The following is an 18361-nucleotide window of genomic DNA, read 5'->3' as shown; positions in this document are numbered from 1 at the left end:
GCCCGTTATCCGGCCCCCGGGTGGTGCCGCAGCAAGGAGGAACCACTGAGCATGGCTGGCACCGAAACGGAGCCCACAGGCGCACGCGACGCCTCGCTGCCCGCCCGCGCCAAGATCGCGGTCACGGCCGGCAAGGTGGCTGCGGCCGTCTCCCGCAAGGCCGGGCGCGGAAGCGGATCGGTGATCGGCGGCAAGGTCGCGCTGCGGCTCGACCCCGACCTGCTCGGCACCCTCGCCGACCACCTCGACGTCGTACTGGTCAGCGCCACCAACGGGAAGACCACGACCACCCGGCTGATCGCCGAGGCGCTGCGCGCCGCCGGCCCGGTGGTCTCCAACGCCCTGGGCGCCAACATGCCGGCCGGCATCACCTCCGCCCTGGCCGGCGGCTCGGACGCCCGCTTCGGCGTCATCGAGGTCGACGAGAAGTACCTGGCCGGGGTCGCCCGCGACACCAGCCCGAAGGCGATCGCCCTGCTCAACCTCTCGCGCGACCAGCTCGACCGCGCCGCCGAGACCCGCATGATGGCCGAGAAGTGGCGCGAGGGCCTCAAGGACACCGAGGCCGTGGTGATCGCCAACGCCGACGACCCGCTGGTCACCTGGGCCGCCTCCTCCTGCAAGAAGGTGGTCTGGGTGGCCGCCGGACAGGCGTGGAAGGAGGACGCCTGGTCCTGCCCCGCGTGCGGCGGTGTGATGCAGCGCCCCGGCGACGACTGGTTCTGCCAGGACTGCGGCTTCCGGCGCCCCAACCCGCACTGGGCGCTCCAGGGCACCCACGTGATCGACCCGCAGCGCGGCGCCTGGCCGATCCACCTCCAGCTGCCCGGCCGGGCCAACCTGGCCAACGCCACCAGCTCGGCCGCCGTGGCCGCCGTGTTCGGCGTCTCCCCGCAGGTCGCGCTGGAGCGGATGCAGTCGGTGACGGCCGTGGCCGGCCGCTACGACGTGGTCCAGTACCAGGGCCGCGACATAAGGCTGCTGCTGGCCAAGAACCCGGCCGGCTGGCTGGAGACCTTCTCGCTGATCGACGGCCCGCCCACCCCGGTCATCCTCTCCGTCAACGCCCTCGACGCCGACGGCACCGACACCTCCTGGCTGTGGGACGTCGACTACGAGCGGCTCTCCGGGCACCCGGTGTTCGTGATGGGCCAGCGCAAGCTGGACCTGGCCGTCCGCCTGGAGGTCGCCGGGCTGCAGTTCCACGTGGTGGACTCGCTGGAGCAGGCCGTCCGGATGGCCCCGCCCGGCCGCATCGAGGCGATCGCCAACTACACCGCCTTCCAGCAGCTGCGGAAGGTCGTGGCCGGCTGATGCCCGGCCCAGCAGCACACTTCACGATGGAAGGCCTTCGAGGATGAGTGAGAGCAGCCTGCGCGTGGTCTGGGTCTACCCGGACCTGCTCAGCACCTACGGCGACCGGGGCAACGCCCTGGTCGTGGAGCGCCGGGCCCGCCAGCGCCATCTCAATGTGACCAGGATCGACGTCCGCTCCGACCAGGCGGTGCCCACCAGCGGGGACATCTACCTGATCGGCGGGGGCGAGGACCGCCCGCAGCGGCTCGCCGCCGAGCGCCTGCGGGGCGACACGGGCCTGGTCCGGGCCGCCGAGAACGGCGCGATCATCTTCGCCGTCTGCGCCGGCTACCAGATCCTCGGCCACGAGTTCGTCAACGACCTCGGCGAGCGCGAGGCGGGCCTCGGCCTGCTCGACGTCTGGACCACCCGCGGCGAGGGCGCCCGCTGCGTCGGCGACGTGCTCGCCGACGTGGACCCGCGCCTCGGCCTGCCGCAGCTGACCGGTTTCGAGAACCACCAGGGTGTCACCCACCTCGGCCAGGGCGTCCAGCCGCTGGCCACCGTCACCGCCGGCCGGGGCAACGGCACCGGGGACGGGACGGAGGGCGCCTGGCGCGACACCGTGTTCGGCACCTACCTGCACGGTCCGGTGATGGCGCGCAATCCCGCCGTCGCGGACATGCTGATCAAGCTGGCACTGGACGTCAACGCCCTGCCGCCGGCCGACACCACCTGGTACGACGCGCTGCGCGCCGAGCGCATCGCCGCCACGACGCGCCCCGCCTAGTACGCCCCGTCCGCGAACCGGGTGCCCGCGATGCGGTCACCCGGTTCGCGGACGGGCCCCGGCGTACGACAATGGGGCTGCCGGCTGCACACCCTCCTCGGCAGCAGGCTGCACTTCCGCGCGGGGGCGCCGACGGCGCCGCTCCCGCGTCGGCTCCTGCCCGGCCGGACGCAGGGGCCGTATGCTCGACAGCACGGCCGGTTTCGGATGTTCTGTCCGAATCGGCCGGTCCTTCACCCCACGGTCATCTCCCCGCCATCACGGCGAGGGGCTGGCCCGTTACGGTGTCGGTTCGTCGTCCCAGCCTGTAGTCCGGCCGTTCCTCGGTTCTGCTCGGGAGTTGCAAAGCAATGCGTATTGGAGTGCTGACCAGCGGCGGTGACTGCCCCGGACTGAACGCGGTGATCCGTTCCGTGGTCCACCGGGGGGTGGTCGACCACGGCGACGAGATCATCGGGTTCGAGGACGGCTGGCGCGGGTTCCTGGAGGGCGTGCACCGCCCCCTGACGCTGGACTCGGTGAGCGGCATCCTGGCCCAGGGCGGAACGATCCTCGGATCCTCCCGGGTCCAGCCCAGCCACCTGCGCGACGGCGTCGAGCGCGCCAAGCAGTACTGCGCGGACCTCGGCCTCGACGCGGTGATCCCGATCGGCGGCGAGGGCACCCTCAAGGCCGCCAAGCTGATGAGCGACGCGGGTCTGCCGATCGTCGGCGTGCCGAAGACCATCGACAACGACATCGCCGCGACCGATGTCACCTTCGGTTTCGACACCGCCGTCTCGGTCGCCACCGAGGCGCTGGACCGGCTGAAGACCACCGCCGAGTCGCACCAGCGCGTCATGGTGGTCGAGGTCATGGGCCGGCACACCGGCTGGATCGCCCTCAACGCCGGCATGGCGGCGGGCGCCCACGCGATCGTCGTGCCCGAGCGGCCGTTCCACATCGACAAGCTCACCGCCGTCGTCCGCGAGCGCTTCGACCGGCAGAAGAAGTTCGCGATCGTGGTCTGCGCCGAGGGCGCCAAGCCCGAACCCGGCACCATGCACTGGGAGGAGGGCACCAAGGACATCTACGGCCACGAGCGGTTCACCGGCATCGCCACCCAGCTCTCCCGCGAGCTGGAGCACCGGCTCGGCAAGGAGGCCCGTCCGGTGATCCTCGGCCACACCCAGCGCGGCGGCACCCCGACCGCGTACGACCGGGTGCTGGCCACCCGCTTCGGCTGGCACGCCGTGGAGGCCGTCCACAAGGGCGCCTTCGGGCACATCACCGCCCTCCAGGGCACCAACATCAACCTCGTCCCGCTGGCCGAGGCGGTCGCCGAGCTGAAGACCGTCCCGCAGGAGCGCTACCTGGAGGCGGAGACGGTCCTCTGACCCTCCCCGCACCACCGACCGCCGGCCCCCCGAGCACTGCTGCTCGGGGGGCCGGCGGCGGTTCGGCGGCCCGGGGGCCGGATCAGAACCCGGTGTCGTAGGTGTACCGGGCGCTGTGGTCGAGCATGTCCGCCGGAGTGACGTTGTTCCACGGCTTCATGGTCTCGTTGAGGTCGACCACGTTGGCGGTGCCGGCCGCCGGCAGGTAGCCCGCCGAGGGGTGGAGCCGCTGCCACTCCGACCAGAGCTTGTCGATGAAGCAGTGGTGCAGCCAGAACACCGGGTCGTTGGGCGACATGCCGGTGGTCATCAGACCGCCGACCCAGACGTGCACCCGGTTGTGCAGGTTGACCCCGCGCCAGCCCTCCAGGTTGTTGCGGAACCCGTCCGAGGCGCTGTTCCACGGCGCGGCGTCGTACGTGGAGATGGCGAGCACCCCGGAGGTCTCCGTCCGGGTCGGCAGCTGGGCGGTCGCGCTGCCGAGCTGGCGCCGCAGGTAACTGCGGCTGTCGGGCCGCACGTTCAGCGTCCAGTTCCCGGTCGAGTAGGCGAACGGCCCGGTGGTCACCTGGCTGTCGCTGCTGCGGCCGTTGCCGCCCATGAAGTCCGCGCCCCAGATCGAGGCGGCGGCGGTGCGGTCCGCCGTCCAGTCCCAGTACGGGAGGGTGACGGTCGGGTCGATCGCCTGCAGGGCCTCCTCGAACTGCAGCAGGAAGCGGCGGTGCCAGGGCAGGAAGGACGGCGAGCGGTGGCCGACCCGCTCGCCGTTGTCGGTGTCGCTGACGATGAAGTCGTTGTGGGTGGAGACGAAGGAGTCGTACCCGCCGTTGCGCTTGAGCGCGAGCACGGCGTTCACGAAGGCGCGCTTCTCCTGGGCCGTCAGGGTCGCCTGGTTCTTGCGGACTGCCATGAGTCCCCCTTGGGTGTGAAGTGGTCTACCGGGTCAGGGTGTTCGGACTCGCCGCTCAGGCGGTCGCGATCGGCACGAGGGTGGCGCCCTGCAGCTCGCCGACGGCCGCGCGGGCGAGCGAGCGCGGGGTGGCGAAGGTCTGGTAGTGGTTGACGACACTGATCCAGGTGCCGTCCGCGTTGCGCATCATGTGCAGCTCGTCGCCGTCGATCCGCACCGAGTAGCCGGCGCCGCCGTGGTGGTGGCTGCTGCCGTCGGTGACCGGGCGGCCCTGGATGCGGCGGCCCTGGAAGACCTCGTCGAAGGTGTCGGACGCGCCCGGGTCGGCGGCCGTCGCCGGCTTGGTGGTCGGCCCGGCGACGCCGAGCACGACGGTGCCCGCTGCGGCGGTCAGGGCCACGGCGGCCCCCTGCAGCATCCGGCGCCGGGTCAGTTCCGAGGCATGGGTGACTTCGGACATGGTGGTACCCCCTTGAGCACCCCACGTGGTGTTGGGGTGCCGTTCAGAAAGGCTTGCAGAAATGTTAATGCGAGGCGATTTCATGATCGCGCCCGCTATTTCGATGCTTCCAGGGCTTATCGACCTAGAGAACAGCCAATCGGCGGGGGTACGTACGGTTGGCGCGGATCCAGCCACCCGTCGATCGCCCACGCCTCGGACGCCCCAGGAAGATCTCCCGTTTCTTCACTGAAAGATCGTCAGACGAAGATGGATCTTCACGCTGTGCAGATCCCGCGCCGAAGATCCTCCGTCCCCGACCCGTCCCCGGTGACCGGCCTCACCCGGGCAGGATGGCGCGATGCGACGGCCTCCCTCCGGCCTCGGGTGGCCGAAGTCGGGCGTGGCGCGCGGAAACTGTCGGTCCGTCGGACAACTCCGGCGGCCCCGGCACGCCGTGCGCCGGCGGCCGGACGCTTCTCGGTACCGTGCGGGGATGGAGATCCTCGCCTACGGCGTCCAAGCAGACGAACAGCCCCTCCTGGAAAAGGCCTTCGCAGGCCGGTACCCTCTGCGCACCCTGGCCGTGTTCCTCAACCGCGACACCGCCCCGCTCGCCGCCGGCTACCCCGCCGTCAGCAGCAGCGTCAACGCCGAACTCGACGCCGGGACCCTCGCCGTCCTCGCCGCCGGCGGGACGAAGCTGATCGCCCAGCGCTCCACCGGCTTCAACAACATCGACCTGGACGCCGCCGCCGACCTCGGCCTCACCATCGCCCGGGTCTCGCACTACAGCCCGTACTCAGTGGCCGAACACGCCTGGGCCCTGGCCCTCGCCGTCAACCGCCGCCTCACCCGGGCCGCCAACCGCAGCCGCGAGTTCGACTTCCGCCTCGACGGCCTCCTCGGCCGCGACATCCACGGCATGACGGTCGGCGTCATCGGCACCGGCAAGATCGGCGAGTGCTTCGCCCGCATCGCCCACGGCTTCGGCACCGAGCTCCTCGGCTGGGACATCGCCCCCAACCCCGCCTGCCTCGACCTCGGCATGACCTACACCGAACTGCCCGGACTCCTCTCCCGCGCCGACCTCGTCAGCCTCCACGTCCCCCTCCTCCCCGCCACCCACCACCTCATCGACACCGCCGCCCTCGCCCGGATGAAGGACGACGCCATCCTCATCAACTCCAGCCGCGGCGGCCTCGTCGACAGCGCCGCCCTCGTCGAAACCCTCCGCGCCGGCCGGCTCTCCGGCGTCGGCCTCGACGTCTACGAGGAGGAGACCGGCGTCTTCTTCACCGACCGGTCCATCCAGGGCATCACCGACGACACCCTCGCCCGCCTCGTCACCTTCCCCCAGGTCCTCGTCACCAGCCACCAGGCCTACTTCACCCACACCGCCGTCGGCCAGATCATCGACGCCACCGCCCGCAACATCGACGACTACGCCGCGGGCCGCCGCAACGAGAACACCCTCGTCCCGAAGGGCTGACGCCGCGAGGAGCCGGGTGCGTCAGCAGGCGGCCAGCCCCTGCTGGATCGCCAGCACCGCCAGCCGCACCCGGTTCGGGCTGCCGGTCTTGGTCATCAGGTTCGACACATGGGTCTTCACCGTGGTGATCCCGATGTGCATCCGTTCGCCGATCTCGGTGTTGGACAGCCCCTCCGCGACCAGCCGGAGCACCTCCTGCTCGCGGTCCGTGAAGTGCACCGCGTCGCGCCGCCGGTCGCCCTCGCTGTCCCAGGCCGAGGAGGCCCGGGACACCACCCTGCGCAGCACGCTCGGGCTGTACGGGCTCTCGCCCTGTACGGCCCGGCGGATCGCGTCCAGGACCGACGCCGGGGACACGTCCTTGGCCAGGAAGCCGCAGGCACCCGCGCCGAGCGCCGGGTAGAGCCGATCGTCGTCGTCGAAGGTGGTCAGCACCACCACTCTGGTGGCCGGCCGGACCCGCAGGATCTGACGGGTCGCCGTGATGCCGTCCGTCCCGGGCATGTGCAGGTCCATCAGGACCACGTCCGGGTGCAGCCGCTCGGTCAGCCGCAGTGCCTCCGCGCCGTTCACCGCCTCACCGGCCACCGTGATGTCCGCCGTGGACTCGCAGAGCATCCGCACACCCGCCCGCACCAGCTGCTGGTCGTCGGCGATCAGCACGCTGATCACGGCCGGCTCCGGTCCGGTGCGGCCGAGGCGGGCAGGCTGGCGGTGAGGCGCCAGCCGCCGGGGACGCTCCCCACGTCGATGGCGCCTCCGACCAGCGCGACCCGTTCGCGCATGCCGAGCAACCCGTAGCCGGTGCCGTCGGGTTGCGGCAGGTCCGGCCCGTCCGGCCCGCGTCGTCGCGGCAGGTCGTTCTCCAGGTCCAGCTGCAAGGTCCCCTCCTCCATCCCCACCCGGAGCCGCACGGCGGCGTGCGGTCCGGCGTGCTTGGTCACGTTCGCCAGCCCCTCCTGGACCAGCCGCAGCACGGTCAGGCTCCGGATCGCGTCCAACTCCGAGATCCGCGAGCCGATCTCGGCCTCGATCCGCAGCCCGGCCTGCCGGGACCGCTCGACCACCCCCTGCACCGCGGCCGGCAAGCCCGTGGTCTCCGCGAGCAGCGGCGCCAGGTGCTGGGGCGGCAGGTCGTGGTCGGCGGGCTCGCGCAGCGCGGTGAGCAGCCGCCGCAGGTCGGTGAGCGCGGTGGTGGCGCTGGCGTGCACGTCGTCCAGCACCTCGGCGAGCCGCTGGTCGGTCCGGGGCAGGACGTGCCGCGCCACGCCCACCCGGAGCACTGTGGAGGCCAGGTGGTGCGCCACCATGTCGTGCAACTCCCGGGCGATCGCGGCCCGTTCGCCCATCCGGGCACCCCACTCGGCGAGGTCCCGGCTGTGCTCGGCCTCGCGGGCACGCTCGTGGGCGGTGCGGGCCGCCGACTCCGCCGAGCGGATGTAACCGGCCAGCAGCACCGGGACGCTGACGATCACCGCCGCCCGGTAGAGGGCGGATCCGATGCCGTCGGCGGTGTGGCCGGCGGAGACCAGCTGAGCGGCCAGCAGTGCCGCCGCGGCCACCGTCGTGGGCCGGCCCCACCGGCGCACCGCCAGTTCGAACAGCGCGGCGCTGGCGCCGACCTTGACCTCGACCAGCACGGCCGGCGCGGACAGCTCGGCCAGCGCCAGCATCCCGGCCTGGCCGAGCGCCACGGGCAGCAGCCGGAAGCCGCCGACCGAGGCCAGCACCAGGACGGCCAGGCCGACGGACCAGTCCGCCGCCCCCAGCTCGGCCGGACTCCGCAGGAGCAGCAGATAGCCCAGGCCGAAGGCCACCAGCGCCAGCCGCATCGGCCCGAACCGGCGGTTGAAGAGACGTCTGATCCACTCCCGCGCCACAGTTGGGACTGTACGGCGATCGGCGCCCTTCATGATCCTCCCCGAGGGGGAGGGCGGCCTCCTCCTTCCGGCCGCCCCGTCCGGCCCTTCGGTCCGCTCGTTCCGACCGGTCGCCCGAAGCCCACGGGCCCGCCCTGCCGGAAGTCTGGGCACATGTGCACCGCCGCGCGGCGGGCTGACCGACCGTGCCTGCGCACTCCCCTCCCCACTCCTCATCCTCCACTCTCTGAAGGAGCGCTCACGTGATCGCATCAATCGGGAGATTCGCCGCCGTGAACCGGCGGTGGGTCCTCCTGGTCGCGGCCCTGTTCACCCTGGTGGCCGGCGGCTGGGGCACCGGCGTGTTCGGTGCCATCACGGGCGGGGCCGGGTTCGACGACCCGGCCAGCCAGTCCGCCCGGGCCGACAAGGTGCTCGCCGGACCTCTCGGTCGCCAGGCCGACGACGTCGTGGTGATGTACCGCAGCGCCGACCGCCCGGTCACCGACCCGTCCCTCGCCGGACCGATTCAGGCCGCGGTGGCCGCCGTGCCCCGCACCGATCTGGCCCGGGTGGACACCTACTGGTCCACCGGCGACAACCCGGACTTCCTCAGCAGGGACGGTCACGCCACCTATGTGGCCCTGCAGTTCAAGTCCTCGGACGACCAGGAGCGGGTCAGGGCCCTGCAGGCCATCGAGGATGACTTCGAAGTCCCGGGGACCGACGTTCGGTTCGGCGGCGTCACCGCGATGACGGAGCAGGTCAACGGACTGACGGGGAAGGACATCGGGCGGGCCGAGATGCTCTCGGTCCCGCTGCTGCTGGTGCTGCTCGTCCTCATCTTCCGCAGTGCCGTCGCCGCCTCCCTCCCCCTGGCCGTCGGCGCGGTGGTGGCTCTCGGGTCCTTCGCGGTCCTGCGCGTGCTCACCCTCTTCGTCGCCGTCTCCAGCAGCGTGATCAACGTGATCACCATCCTCGGGCTCGGACTCGCCATCGACTACGCGCTGTTCATGGTCAACCGGTTCCGTGAGGAGCTCGCCGCCGGAGCGTCGGTGGATGCCGCCGTCGAGCGCACCAGCGCCACCGCGGGCCGCACGGTGGCCTTCTCCGGCCTCGCGGTCGCCATCTCCTTCGCCGGTCTGATGCTCTTCCCGTCCCGCTTCCTGAGCTCGATGGGCTATGCGGCCGTCTCCGTGGTCGCCTTCGCGGTGATCGGCTCGCTGACCCTGCTCCCCGCGCTGCTCCGGGTCACCGGCCACCGGATCAACTCGTGGCGGGTGCCGATGCCGTGGGACCGGCGGGGCGCGGCGCCCCGGCCGGAGGGCCGGGGCCGGTGGTACCGCACGGCCGAGGCCGTGATGCGCCGTCCGCTGCTGACCACGCTCGCGGTGGTCGCCCTGCTGGTCGGCCTGGGGGCGCCGGTCCTGGGCGTCAACTGGGCGCGCCCCGGCGACTGGGTGCTGCCCGGCGGCTCGGACGCGCGGGTCGTCACCCGGCAGTTCGGCACGGACTTCCGGCAGGATCCGACCAGGACGGTCACCGCCGTCGTCACGCTCCCGAGCCCCGCGAGCGGCGAGGGCGGCCCGCTCGGCGAGTACGCCGCCCGGTTGAGCTCGGTGCCCGGCGTGCGGGGCGCCGCGGTGACCGGCACCCACGAGAACCTGGCCCGGATCACCGCGCACTACTCGATGGACCCGATGTCCGCGGAGGCCCGCACCATGGTGGACGGTCTGCGGGCCCAGACCCCGCCGGCGGCCGCCACCACCCGGTTCACCGGCATGCCCGCCTCCCGGGTGGACATCGTCGACATGATCGGTTCCCGGGCGCCCTGGATGGCCCTGTTCGTCGCGGTGGTGTCCTCGCTGGTGCTCTTCCTGGCCTTCGGCTCGGTGACCATCCCGCTCAAGTCGGTCCTGCTGAACCTGCTGTCGCTCTCGGCGGCGTTCGGCGCGATCAAGCTGATCTTCCAGGACGGTTATCTGCAGGACCTGTTGGGCTTCACCCCGATCGGCGCGATCGACGCCAACTTCCCGGTGCTGATCGTGGCGATCGCCTTCGGCCTGGCGATGGACTACGAGGTCCTCCTGCTCTCCCGGATCAAGGAGAGCTACGACCGCACCGGCGATCCGGGCGAGTCCATCGCGCTCGGCCTGCAACGGACCGGAAAGGTCATCACAAGTGCCGCTCTCCTGATGGTGGTTGTCGTCTGCGGCTTCCTGGCCTCGTCCATCGCCTTCATGCAGATGATCGGCGTCGGCCTGGTGGTCGCCATCGTGGTGGACGCGACGCTGGTCCGCGCCGTGCTCGTTCCGGCGACGATGAAACTGCTGGGACACCGGGCCTGGTGGGCACCGGCTCCACTGAGGCGGCTCCGGCGGCCCGGGCTTCGCCGCCTCCGCGCGTAATTCGTTTGACCCGGCGCCGCGGCAACGGCGACTGTGCCTGGTACCACGAGTCGTGGTGCCGGTGCTCCAGGGAGGCAGCAGTAGCAATGGAAATCCGTCCCACGACCGACCAGGACCTCGACGTCTTCGTCGACACGCTCCACACCGCGTTCGGGCGCTTCCCGGAGGCCCCGGCCGAGGGCGGCGGCGGGCGCTGGTGGTCTGCGCTCGAAATGGAGCGCAACCTGCTCGCCGTGACGGCGGACGGCCGGCCCGTCGGCACGGCCGGCGCCTACTCCTTCGAACTCACCCTGCCCGGTGGGATCCTGGCCCCGGTCACCGGGGTCACCGCCGTCGGCGTCCTGCCCTCGCACCGGCGCCAGGGCGTGCTCAGCGCGATGATGCGGCACCAGCTCACCGAGCTGCGGGCCCGCGGGGAGTTCCTCTCCGTCCTGCTGGCCTCCGAGGCCACCATCTACGGCAGGTTCGGCTACGGACCGGCGACCTACACGGCGCGGCTGACGGTGCCCCGCCGCCAGGCCGCCCTCACCCTCCCCCGGGCTCGCGGAGCGGCCGGCACCCCGGCGGCCGGCTCGGACGGCGGTACGGGCAGCGGCGCGGACAACGGCGCGGGCAGCGGCTCGATCGAGGTGCTGCGGCGTGCCGACTGCGGCGACATCCTGGAAGAGGTCTACGACCGGTACCGCCGCGCGCAGCCGGGCGCGCTCTCCCGGCCGCACCGCTGGTGGGCCTCGGGCGCGGGGCAGCCCCCGGTCTCCTCGGCGCCGCGCCACGTCGCCGTCCACCGCGACGCCGAGGGTGTCCCGGACGGGTACGCCAGCTACTCGATCGGCGAGGCCGACACCCTGACGGTCGACGAGACCATCGCCACCGACGACACCGCCACCACGGCCCTGGCCCGGTTCGCGCTCGGACACGACCTGGTCGACCAGGTCGTGTTCAGGCACTTCCCGCCCGAGCACCCGCTGCGCTGGCAGCTCGCGGACTTCCGCGCCGGCCAGGTGGGCAACGACACCGACTGGCTCTGGGTGCGGCTGCTGGACGTCCCGCGCGCGCTCACCGCGCGCGGCTGGTTCCTGGACGGCGAGCTCGTCCTCGACGTCGACGACCCCTTCCTCGGCGAGCACGGCCGCTACCTGCTGACCGTCCGGGACGGCCGGGCCGAGTGCGTCCCGACGGACCGGGAGCCCGACCTGTCCCTGGACGTACGCGACCTGGGCTCGGTGTACCTCGGCGGCACCGCCCCCGGCACGCTCGTACGCGCCGGACACGTGCGGGCCCACCGCCCGGGCGCGGCCGCCCTAGCCGACGCCCTCTTCCGCGCCGAGCGCCCCCCGCACTGTCTGCACTGGTTCTGACCCCGCGCCCGGACGCACCGTCACGCCGACCGGTGGGGGCGTGGGCGGGCGGGGCCCCCCGGGCTCGGGGTGCCCCCGCCCGCCGACCGTCCCTCACTCGCGGGAGAGGTCACTCGCGGGAGAGCATGGCGGCGGCCTCGCGTTCGAGGTCCATGAACGCCTCGCCGCTGACGTCGACGGCCACCCGGTCGATCCGTCCGCCGGTGAAGGGCCAGGGGCGGGTGCCGGGGTAGTCGTCGGTGACGGCGTCGCCCCCGTCGCAGCCGATGTTGAGGCCCTCGCCCGCGATGCTGAACTTGCCCGGCTGGGTCCTGATCCGGCCTTCGCCGACCTTGCGGTCGCCGTGGTAGAGGCTGAGGATGCCGTGGGCGGTGCCGGGCGGGCCCTCGCCGTCCTTGTCGAAGGAGGCCGCCAGGATCAGTCCCTGACCGGTCGGCAGCTCCTCGGTCGCGACGACCTGCTGCACCTCGCTGCCGAGGAAGTTGTAGACGTAGTGCAGCCGGTTGTCCCTGACGTAGAGGGCGTGTCCGCCGAACCGGCCGCCGTGCGCGAACAGCACGCCCTGCGCGCCGGGTTCGGGCAGGTCGACCAGCGCGCCGATGGAGAAGGAGCGCCCGCGCACGGCGACCGCGACCGACTCCGGGACCTCGGCGCCGCCGGGGCGGTACACGTAGCGGCTGCGCGGCGGTGCGAGCTGGGGGCGCGGGGTGGTGATGATCTCGACGGCGGAGCGGTCGTCGAGCGGGAACGCCTGGTAGGCGCCGGCCTCGTGGAACCACAGGCCGACCAGTTCGGCGAGCTTGCCGGGCTCCGCCGCGGCGAGGTCGTGGAGTTCGGCGCGGTCCTCCGCCGTGTGGTAGAGCTCCCAGGCGTCCTCGGGAAAGTGCCCCCACCCGCTGAGCGTGGGGTGGGTGGTGACGGCCTTCCAACCGTCGTGCCAGATGCCCCGGGAGCCGAGCATCGAGTAGAACTGGGTGTGCTTGGCGGTCGGGATGGAGCCGGCGTCGAAGCTGTAGCGCATGCTCACGCCCTCGATCGGGCGCTGGGTGTAGCCCTTCACCGCCTCGGGGAGTTCGATGCCGAGGCAGTCCAGCAGGGTGGGCACCAGGTCGACCGCGTGGTGATACTGGTCCCGGGTCTCGCCGCGGGCCTTGATGCCGTCCGGCCAGGAGATGACGCACGGGTCGCAGGTGCCGCCGTTGAAGGAGTAGCGCTTCCACATCTTGAACGGGGCGTTGAACCCCATCGCCCAGCCGTTCGGGTAGTGGCCGTAGGACTTGGTGCCGCCCAGTTCGTCCAGCATCGCCAGGTTCTCGGCCAGGTCGTCCTGGACTCCGTTGGCGATCTTGTTCTCGTTGACCGATCCGTTCGGGCCGCCCTCGCCGCTGGCGCCGTTGTCGGAGACCACGACGATGATGGTGTTGTCCAACTGGTCGGTGGCCTCCAGGTAGTCGAGCAGTCGGCCGATCTGGTCGTCGCAGTGCGAGAGGAACCCGGCGTACACCTCGGCCATCCGGGAGAACAGCCGCTTCTCGTCGTCGGAGAGGGTGTCCCAGGGGCGGGTGTAGTCCAGCGGCGGGAAGGGCTCGCCCTCCGGTCCGGTGCGGGTCTCGGGGGTGCCGATCGGGTTCAGCGGCGGCAGCTCGGTGTTCTGCGGGACGAGGCCCATCTCCTTCTGCCGGGCCAGGGTCCGGGCCCGCATCACCTCGTAGCCGGCGTCGAACCGCCCGCGGTACCGCTCCGGCCACTCGCTCGGCACCTGGTGCGGCGCGTGCGCGCACCCGGGCGCGTAGTACAGGAACACCGGGCGCTCCGGGGCGATCGCCTTCACGTCGCCGATGAACTCCAGGGCCCTGTCGGTGATGTCGACACCGAAGTGGTAGCCCTCCTCGGGCGTGGACGGCTGCTCGACGGGGTGGTTGTCGTGCACGAGGTCCGGGTACCACTGGCTGGTCTCGGCGCCGAGGAAGCCGTAGAAGCGCTCGAAGCCGCGGGCGACCGGCCAGTTGTGCTTGGTCGACGCCAGGTTCATCTCGTCCTCGGCGCACAGGTGCCACTTGCCGACCAGCGCGGTGCTGAAGCCCCGCTCGACCAGGATCTCGCCGAGCGTGGCGCACTGCGGCGGGATGTGCCCGTTGGCGCCGGGGAACCCGACCGCGCACTCGCTGATGCAGGCCATGCCGTTGGTGGTGTGGTTGCGGCCGGTCAGCAGGCACGAGCGGGTCGGGGAGCACAGGGCGGTGGTGTGCCACTGGCCGTAGCGCAGTCCGTTCGCGGCGATCCGGTCGATGTTGGGCGTCTCGATCGGGCCTCCGTAACAGCTCATCGCGCCGAAGCCCACGTCGTCGAGCACGATGTACAGCACGTTCGGCGAGCCGGGCGGGGCCTTGGGCTGCTCGTAGGGTCCCCAGTCCGGGACCGAGTCGCGGATGTCGAGGTTGACGACGCCGCGGAAGGGATTGGCCATGGCAGGTCTCCTCACGGGTGCTCCGCTCCCCAGCCTCGGCGCCCGGGCCCGCGCCCGCATCACCCGCACCGGGTGACCTCCGTCGGGGCCCTCCGCACGCCTGCCCCGGCCCGTCCCCTCCCCCGAGGAGCGCCCCCCGGCCCGCCCCGGCTCAGCCCTGGGCCGACCGCCTGCGGTACCAGTCGGCCGCGTCGGCCAGCCGGGCCAGCGGGCCGGGGCCCGGCGGGCACTGCGCGAGCCGCCAGATGTCCTCGCTGCGGTACCAGTGGTCCTGGCCGACCAGCGCGAACTGCCGCTCGGAGATCCGTCCGCGGTGCTCGTCGAGCAGCCGCAGGCACGCGGCCCACGGCTGGCCCGGCCCCGGCAGCGCGGGGAGCACGCCGTACCCGGCGAGGGCCGCCAGCAGGTCCCCGGTGCGGACCGGCTCGGGGTGGCTCGCGTGGTGGACGCCCGGCGCGACGGCCTCCCGGGCCGTGGCCAGCGCGGCGATCAGACGGGCCAGGTCCCCGACGTCCACCATGGACAGCCGGGCCGTGCCGCCGTCCCAGAGGACGGGGACCCGCCGGACCAGTTCCTCCAGGGCGGGCACCACCCAGCGGTCCCCGGCGCCGGTCACCAGGCCGGGCCGGAGCACCACGGCCCCCGCCTCCCGGGCGTGCCGCTCCCCCGCCAGCCTGGTCCGGCTGGCCGCGGAGACCGGTACCGCGGGCACCCCGTCGACGGCGATGCCCCGGTGCGGGCCCGCGCCGTAGACGGCCGCCGTGGACAGGTGCACGATCCGGCCGACCCCGGCCCGGACCGCCGCGCCCATCAGCGCCTCCGTCCCGCGGGAGTTGACCGCCTCGCACTCCTCCTCGCTGCCGCCGACCCGGGAGGCCAGGTGGACCAGCACGTCCGCGCCCTCGCACAGCCGGGCCGGCGACACGGCGTCCGTGAGGTCCCCGGTCAGCCACTCGACCGGCCCGCCGCCGCCTTGCGGCGGCGCGCTGCGGACCAGCGCGCGCACCCGCACCCCCTGCTCGGTCAGCGCCCGCAGGGCGGCCGAGCCGATGAACCCGGTCGACCCGGTCAGCGCGACGACCCGGGTGGTCACGCCCGCTCCGGGCGGCGGTCGGTGTCCAGCAGCAGGCCCGCGCGGACCTCCGCCGGGGCCAGCCCGGGCAGCAGGTAGCGCCACAGCTCGGCGATCCGCTGCGGCAGGTCGGCCCGGCCGGTGGCGATCTGCGCCATGATCTGCGAGCCGGTGAAGCTGGCCACCAGGACGGTGGCGAAGCCGCGCTCGTCCGCCTCGGCCAGCAGGTCGCCCTGGGCGCGGGCGGCGGCGAGCTCGCCGCGGAAGCGCTCGATCCACTCCTCGTAGATGGAGTACTCGGCCAGCCCCGACTCGTCCTGCTCGACCGCCAGCCGCACCCCGCCCCGGAGCAGCACGTTGTGCTGCAGCTCGTGGGCCAGGTAGTAGGTGAGGTCGATGAGCTGCTGGAGCCCCTTGGGCTCCTCCGGGAGGTCCCGGAGGCCGTCGGCCTGGTGCATGATCACCGCACGGGCGAGGTCCTGCTTGGACTTGAAGTGGAAGTACATCGCTCCCTGGGTCGTCGAGGCGCGCTCCACGATCTTCATGATGGACGCCCCGGCATAGCCCGCTTCGTCGAAGACCGCGGCCGCCGCCTCCAGGATGAGCTCCCTGGTACGAACCGCCCGTTCCTGCCTGACCTGCACAGTCACCTCACCCCATGTCCACCGATAAAGAAATCAGACGTGCTCCGTGACGAAACGGTGCGCATATGATGCTGCACCGTCTGCCCTATCAGGTTTGCCGCCACACCGACACCGATTCAAGGAAAGCGTACCCTTATGTCCAAAATCGGGACAATCGCCGACCCGACCGGCGATTACACCATCACCCAGGAACTTGTCCACAAGCTGGATCCAGAAGAGGTCTTTCTCACGAACTGGCGCCGCACCGGGCCCGACTCCTTCACGGTGGCCGCCCGGTGGCCCGCCGACCAGCCATTCTACCGAGCCGCCGACGGCGAGTACGAGCCGCTCCTCGTCACCGAGACCGTACGTCAACTCTTTCCCTTGCTCTGCCATGTCGGGTACGGCACGCCCTTCGGCCATCACCTGGTCTGGGAGGGCTACCGCTACGAGCTGGCGCCGCACGCCCTGAGCGGCCGCGACGGCCCGGCCATGCTGGAACTCCGGGTGGTCTGCTCCGATATCGTCCACCGCAGATCGCAGCTCGCCGCCCTCACCATGGACGTGGACGTACTGCGTGACGGAATGCCCGTGGCCACCGCGCACTCCCGTTTCACCGTCCAGGCGCCCGCGGTCTACTCCCGGCTGCGTGGTGCGAATGCGGACAGCGCCGGTGCCATGGCCGCCGCCCCGCCCGCGGCCGCCCCCATTTCCGCCCGCTATTCGGGCCGGCCCGACCCGGCCGACGTCGTCCTCGCACAATCCCCGGCGCCCGGCATATCGATATCCGAATTCCCGGAGGAATTCCACGGCACCCGGCCGGACGGCTGGTGGCTGCGGGTCGACACCGCCCACCGCAAGTACTTCGACCACCCGGTGGACCACGCCCCCGGCATGCTGCTGCTGGAGGCCGCCCGGCAGGCCGCCCAGGCCGTGCTGCACCCGCGGCCGGTGCTCCCCGTGACCATGGAGGCCGCGTTCCACCGCTACGTGGAGCTCGACGCCCCGTGCCGGATCGAGGCGCGGGTGCTCCCGGACGGCCCGGTCCGGGTCACCGCCGAGCAGCACGGGCAGCTCTGCTTCACCGCCGAGGTCGGCACCGGCGACCGGCCGGTGCTGGCCGCGACCGCCGGTACGGCGGGGGCGGCGGACGAGCCCGGGTAAGGCCCGCCTAGGCTGTGGACGCACAGCAAAACGGGCGAACCGGACCCACCCCGGGACCGCGAGGACGGAAAGCAGGACCCGCCGATGGGCGACGGAATGTCAGGAATGCACCACCACGGCGGGATGACGCAGCTGGGCCCGTTCTCCTTCTCCAACGTCTGGACGTGGTCGCCCGACTGGGTGTTCCTGATCGGCAGCCTGGCCGCGTTGGCGCTGTACGGCGCCGGCGTGGTCCGGCTCCACCGGCGCGGGGACCGCTGGCCGATCGGCCGGACGGTCGGCTGGGCGGCGGGCGCCGGCTCGGTGATCCTGGTCACCTGCACCGGGCTGAACGACTACGGCATGGTCCTGTTCAGCGCGCACATGATGCAGCACATGGTGCTGTCCATGCTGTCGCCCATCCTGCTGCTGCTCGGCGCGCCGATCACGCTGGCGCTGCGCGCGCTGCGCCCGGCCGGCAAGGGCCGCCCGCGCGGGCCGCGCGAGCTGCTGGTGGCGCTGCTGCACAGCACCTACGTCAAGGTGATCTCGCACCCGGCGTTCACCATCCCGCTGTTCATCGCGAGCCTCTACGGGGTCTACTTCACCCCGCTGTTCGACTTCCTGATGCAGTACCGGCTGGGGCACATCGCCATGATGGTGCACTTCCTGGCCGCCGGGCTGGCGTTCTTCTGGCCGATCATGGGCGTGGACCCGGGCCCGCACCGGCCGAGCCACGTGATGCGGATCATCGAGCTGTTCATGGGTATGCCGTTCCACGCCTTCTTCGGCGTGGCGGTCATGATGGCCACCCACGAGGTGGTGACCACCTTCACCGAGGCCGGCGCACCGCCCGGGACGGACCTGCTGGCGGACCAGAAGCTGGCCGGCGGCATCACCTGGGCGTTCGGCGAGATCCCGACCGCGATCGTGCTGATCGCGCTGGTGTACCAGTGGATGCGCTCCGAACAGCGGGTGTCGCGCCGCCGGGACCGCGCCGAGGACCGCAACGGCGACGCCGAGCTGGCGGCGTACAACGCCTACCTGGCCTCGCTGGACAAGCGCAGCCAGCGGCCGGCCCCGGCGGCCGACGCCGGCTGACCGCCCCACCGGGCCCGACGAGACCGA

At 72.3% G+C, this 18361-nt stretch carries 15 protein-coding genes; 8 read left to right on the top strand and 7 right to left on the bottom strand.

All coding sequences use genetic code 11. From position 1 onward, the window contains the following. Nucleotides 1–51 precede the first annotated feature (51 nt). The 3 genes from ACFVVX_RS10040 (at nt 52) to ACFVVX_RS10030 (ending at nt 3462) form a co-directional block, all read left to right on the top strand. The gene (locus ACFVVX_RS10040) at nt 52–1314 is read left to right on the top strand and encodes a MurT ligase domain-containing protein (RefSeq protein ID WP_387943462.1); all 1263 of its coding nucleotides are present in this window, start codon (nt 52–54) and stop codon (nt 1312–1314) included. A 43-nt stretch (nt 1315–1357) separates the two neighbouring features. Continuing rightward, a complete protein-coding gene (locus tag ACFVVX_RS10035; RefSeq protein WP_387943460.1) occupies nt 1358–2086 on the top strand; it encodes a type 1 glutamine amidotransferase in 729 nt (242 codons plus the stop codon). 350 nt (nt 2087–2436) lie between these two features. Then, nucleotides 2437–3462: a 6-phosphofructokinase gene (locus tag ACFVVX_RS10030; protein WP_387943458.1), complete on the top strand. Its 1026-nt coding sequence runs from the start codon at nt 2437–2439 to the stop codon at nt 3460–3462. 82 nt (nt 3463–3544) lie between these two features. Here the strand turns inward: ACFVVX_RS10030 and ACFVVX_RS10025 are convergent, their stop codons facing one another. Beyond that, a complete protein-coding gene (locus ACFVVX_RS10025) occupies nt 3545–4372 on the bottom strand; it encodes a tyrosinase family protein (protein ID WP_387943456.1) in 828 nt (275 codons plus the stop codon). 55 nt (nt 4373–4427) lie between these two features. Continuing rightward, entirely contained in the window at nt 4428–4832 is a 405-nt protein-coding gene (locus ACFVVX_RS10020) for a tyrosinase cofactor (protein WP_387943454.1), read from the bottom strand. A gap of 475 nt (nt 4833–5307) precedes the next feature. Between ACFVVX_RS10020 and ACFVVX_RS10015 the strand changes: the two genes are divergently transcribed. After that, nucleotides 5308–6303, top strand: coding sequence for a 2-hydroxyacid dehydrogenase (locus ACFVVX_RS10015; protein ID WP_387943452.1), 996 nt, complete (start codon nt 5308–5310; stop codon nt 6301–6303). Nucleotides 6304–6324: 21 nt separating this feature from the next. On the opposite strand, the gene ACFVVX_RS10010 is transcribed toward ACFVVX_RS10015, so the two are convergent. Beyond that, on the bottom strand, nt 6325–6975 hold the full coding sequence (locus ACFVVX_RS10010) for a response regulator (protein WP_387943450.1): 651 nt from the start codon (nt 6973–6975) through the stop codon (nt 6325–6327). Then, a complete protein-coding gene (locus ACFVVX_RS10005; protein ID WP_387943448.1) occupies nt 6972–8183 on the bottom strand; it encodes a sensor histidine kinase in 1212 nt (403 codons plus the stop codon). Before ACFVVX_RS10005 ends, ACFVVX_RS10010 begins: the two co-directional genes overlap by 4 nt. 242 nt (nt 8184–8425) lie before the next feature. Between ACFVVX_RS10005 and ACFVVX_RS10000 the strand changes: the two genes are divergently transcribed. Both ACFVVX_RS10000 and ACFVVX_RS09995 read left to right on the top strand, forming a co-directional pair. Then, a complete protein-coding gene (locus ACFVVX_RS10000; protein ID WP_387943446.1) occupies nt 8426–10570 on the top strand; it encodes an MMPL family transporter in 2145 nt (714 codons plus the stop codon). Nucleotides 10571–10656: 86 nt separating this feature from the next. Then, nucleotides 10657–11928, top strand: coding sequence for a GNAT family N-acetyltransferase (locus ACFVVX_RS09995; RefSeq protein ID WP_387943444.1), 1272 nt, complete (start codon nt 10657–10659; stop codon nt 11926–11928). A 109-nt stretch (nt 11929–12037) separates the two neighbouring features. Here ACFVVX_RS09995 and ACFVVX_RS09990 read toward each other — a convergent pair whose 3' ends face one another. The 3 genes from ACFVVX_RS09990 to ACFVVX_RS09980 all read right to left on the bottom strand — a co-directional run bounded on the left by ACFVVX_RS09990 (nt 12038) and on the right by ACFVVX_RS09980 (nt 16111). Further along, nucleotides 12038–14395, bottom strand: a complete 2358-nt coding sequence (locus tag ACFVVX_RS09990; protein ID WP_387943442.1) for an arylsulfatase — start codon at nt 14393–14395, stop codon at nt 12038–12040. A 151-nt stretch (nt 14396–14546) separates the two neighbouring features. Then, on the bottom strand, nt 14547–15488 hold the full coding sequence (locus ACFVVX_RS09985; protein ID WP_387943440.1) for an NAD-dependent epimerase/dehydratase family protein: 942 nt from the start codon (nt 15486–15488) through the stop codon (nt 14547–14549). Next, nucleotides 15485–16111, bottom strand: a complete 627-nt coding sequence (locus ACFVVX_RS09980) for a ScbR family autoregulator-binding transcription factor (RefSeq protein WP_387943438.1) — start codon at nt 16109–16111, stop codon at nt 15485–15487. The genes ACFVVX_RS09985 and ACFVVX_RS09980 overlap by 4 nt, the downstream gene beginning before the upstream one ends. A 135-nt stretch (nt 16112–16246) precedes the next feature. Here ACFVVX_RS09980 and ACFVVX_RS09975 point away from each other — a divergent pair, with 135 nt between their 5' ends. Next, the gene (locus ACFVVX_RS09975) at nt 16247–17254 is read left to right on the top strand and encodes a ScbA/BarX family gamma-butyrolactone biosynthesis protein (protein ID WP_387943436.1); all 1008 of its coding nucleotides are present in this window, start codon (nt 16247–16249) and stop codon (nt 17252–17254) included. A 105-nt stretch (nt 17255–17359) separates the two neighbouring features. Then, nucleotides 17360–18334: a cytochrome c oxidase assembly protein gene (locus ACFVVX_RS09970; protein WP_387943787.1), complete on the top strand. Its 975-nt coding sequence runs from the start codon at nt 17360–17362 to the stop codon at nt 18332–18334. Nucleotides 18335–18361 lie beyond the last annotated feature (27 nt).

It is taken from the genome of Kitasatospora sp. NPDC058170, assembly GCF_042883905.1.
Classification (GTDB): Bacteria; Actinomycetota; Actinomycetes; order Streptomycetales; family Streptomycetaceae; genus Kitasatospora.
Note: the sequence above shows the minus strand (reverse complement) of the source record. Positions and strands in the feature narration are given on the sequence as shown.